The sequence below is a fragment of the Streptomyces phytophilus genome, assembly GCF_013870535.1.
In the GTDB taxonomy this organism is placed as follows: domain Bacteria; phylum Actinomycetota; class Actinomycetes; order Streptomycetales; family Streptomycetaceae; genus Streptomyces; species Streptomyces phytophilus.
Genome location: NZ_JACBXC010001120.1, coordinates 1 through 2,009, shown reverse-complemented (window position 1 = coordinate 2,009; position 2,009 = coordinate 1). Strand labels below are relative to the sequence as shown.

Genomic DNA, 2,009 nt, shown 5'->3' with positions numbered 1-2,009 from the left:
CGAGGAAGGCGACCGCCGCCTCCGCCTCGTACGGCCGGCTGCCGCGCAGCGTCTCGACCGCGTGCCAGCAGAAGTCGGTGGCGCGGAAGAGCCAGGCGTGCCAGATGTCGTTGCGGTGCAGCTGCCCCACGACCGGCGCGGTGGTCAGCAGGGCGCTCGGCGGGTCCGCGGGCACCGGCAGCCACGGCGCGGCCGGGTAGCCGCGCAGCGAGGGGTGCACGGCGGGCAGGGCTCCGTCGGCGTTGGAGACGGCGGTCAGGTAGCGGCAGACGTCCTCGGCCCTGCGGTCGGTGCAGCGGCCGAGGGAGTCGAGGACCCGCAGCGCGTGCGCGGTGTGCAGCGGCTGGCTGCCCGGTCCGCGCAGATCGGGGTCCAGGGCGTGCCCGTAGCCGCCGTCGGCGTTGCGGTACGCCTCCAGCGCCTTCTCCACCCCGTCGACGTCGGCGGCGCCGGGCACGAAGTGGTGGGCGAACCGGCGCTGCTCCAGCACACGGGCGGTCAGCCAGATGAACTCTGCGGCGCGGACCTGCGGGGAGTCAGCCATGGGGCGACGTTACGAGCACGGCGGGGCCGGCGGGGAGGCCAACGGGCGGGGAGCACTCTCAGGTGCACGTACGCGCTGGATAATGGACGCATGCGGTTGACGGTCTTCTGGCAGCGGATGCGCGACTACTTCGGCGAGCCCTACGTCGACACCTTCGCCCGCGACCACGTGATGTCCGAGCTGGGGGGCCGCACGGTCCACGAGGCGCTGGACGCCGGGTGGGACGCGCGCGACGTCTGGCGCGGTGTGTGCGCGGCGATGGACATTCCTGCGGAGATGCGCTGACGATGCCGCCGCCGCCTTCCGCCAGACTGTTCGTCCATGGCTGCATCGGCTGCTTCTGACGACACCGCCGCGCACGGGACGCCCGCCGCGCCGGACGCCCCGTCCGCGCCCGGCACGCCCCCGGGCGACGGCGCCCCGCCCGCGGCATCCCGCGAGCGCATGCCTCCCTGGCTGCCCCGCGCGATAGTGCTCGCGCTGGCCCTGTTCGCCTGCTTCCACATCGCGGAGTGGGCCTTCCACGAGCTGTACGGGCTGCTGCTCAACATCGTGGTCGCCTTCTTCATCGGCCTGGCCTGCGAGCCCGCCGTCGACCGCCTCGCCGCCCGCGGCATGCGCCGCGGCACCGCCACCGCGCTGGTCTTCCTCGGTGTGCTGGCGGCCGCCGCGGCGTTCGTCGCCGCCCTCGGCTCGCTGGTCGCCGACCAGATCCGGCTGATCGTCGAGAACTTCCCCGACTACGTCGAGTCCCTCATCGAGTGGATCAACGGGCGCTTCGGCACCGAGCTGCGCGTGGACGACCTGCAGCAGGACTTCCTGAAGTCCGAGGTCGTACGGGACTACCTGCAGCGCAGCGCCGACAACGTATGGGGCATCTCCACCACCGTCCTCGGCGGTCTGTTCACCGCGCTGACCGTGGTGCTGTTCGCCTTCTACTTCACTGCCGAGGGCCCGCGGCTGCGCCGCGCCATCTGCTCCGTACTGCCGCCCGCGCGGCAGGCCGAGGTGCTGCGCGCCTGGGAGATCGCGGTCGCCAAGACCGGCGGCTACCTGTACTCCCGCGGCCTGATGGCGATCGTCTCGGGCGTCGCGCACTACATCGTGATGCTGCTGCTGGACGTGCCGTACGCGCCGGCGCTCGCGGTGTGGGTGGGTGTCGTCTCGCAGTTCGTGCCGACCGTGGGCACGTACATCGCCGGGGCGCTGCCGATCCTGCTGGCGTTCACCGTCGGGCCGTGGACGGCGGTGTGGCTGCTGGGCTTCGTGATCCTCTACCAGCAGTTCGAGAACTACCTGCTGCAGCCGCGGATCACCGCCAAGACCGTGGACATACACCCCGCCGTGGCCTTCGGCTCGGTCGTTGCCGGAGCGGCGCTGCTGGGCGCGGTGGGCGCGCTGATCGCCATCCCGGCGACGGCGACGCTGCAGGCGTTCCTCTCCGCGTACGTACGCCGCTACGAGG

2 protein-coding genes and 1 pseudogene are annotated in these 2,009 nt (G+C 72.5%); 2 read left to right on the top strand and 1 reads right to left on the bottom strand.

Annotated elements, in window-relative coordinates; genetic code table 11:
- Window positions 1–544 (bottom strand): annotated as a pseudogene (locus H5J30_RS29770) (hypothetical protein); the annotation flags it as partial.
- A 90-nt stretch (window positions 545–634) separates the two neighbouring features.
- Between H5J30_RS29770 and H5J30_RS29765 the strand changes: the two are divergent.
- Window positions 635–829 (top strand): DUF3046 domain-containing protein, encoded by a 195-nt coding sequence (locus H5J30_RS29765; RefSeq protein WP_181790451.1) that lies wholly within the window; start codon window positions 635–637, stop codon window positions 827–829.
- 159 nt (window positions 830–988) lie between these two features.
- Window positions 989–2,009, top strand: a 1,021-nt coding sequence (locus H5J30_RS29760; RefSeq protein WP_181790453.1) for an AI-2E family transporter, incomplete at its 3' end; no start/stop codon positions are given.

Bases quoted from the DNA above. Each gene is read 5' to 3' on its own strand.
- H5J30_RS29765 (WP_181790451.1), top strand. From the start codon at position 635: ATGCGGTTGACGGTCTTCTGGCAGCGGATGCGCGACTACTTCGGCGAG.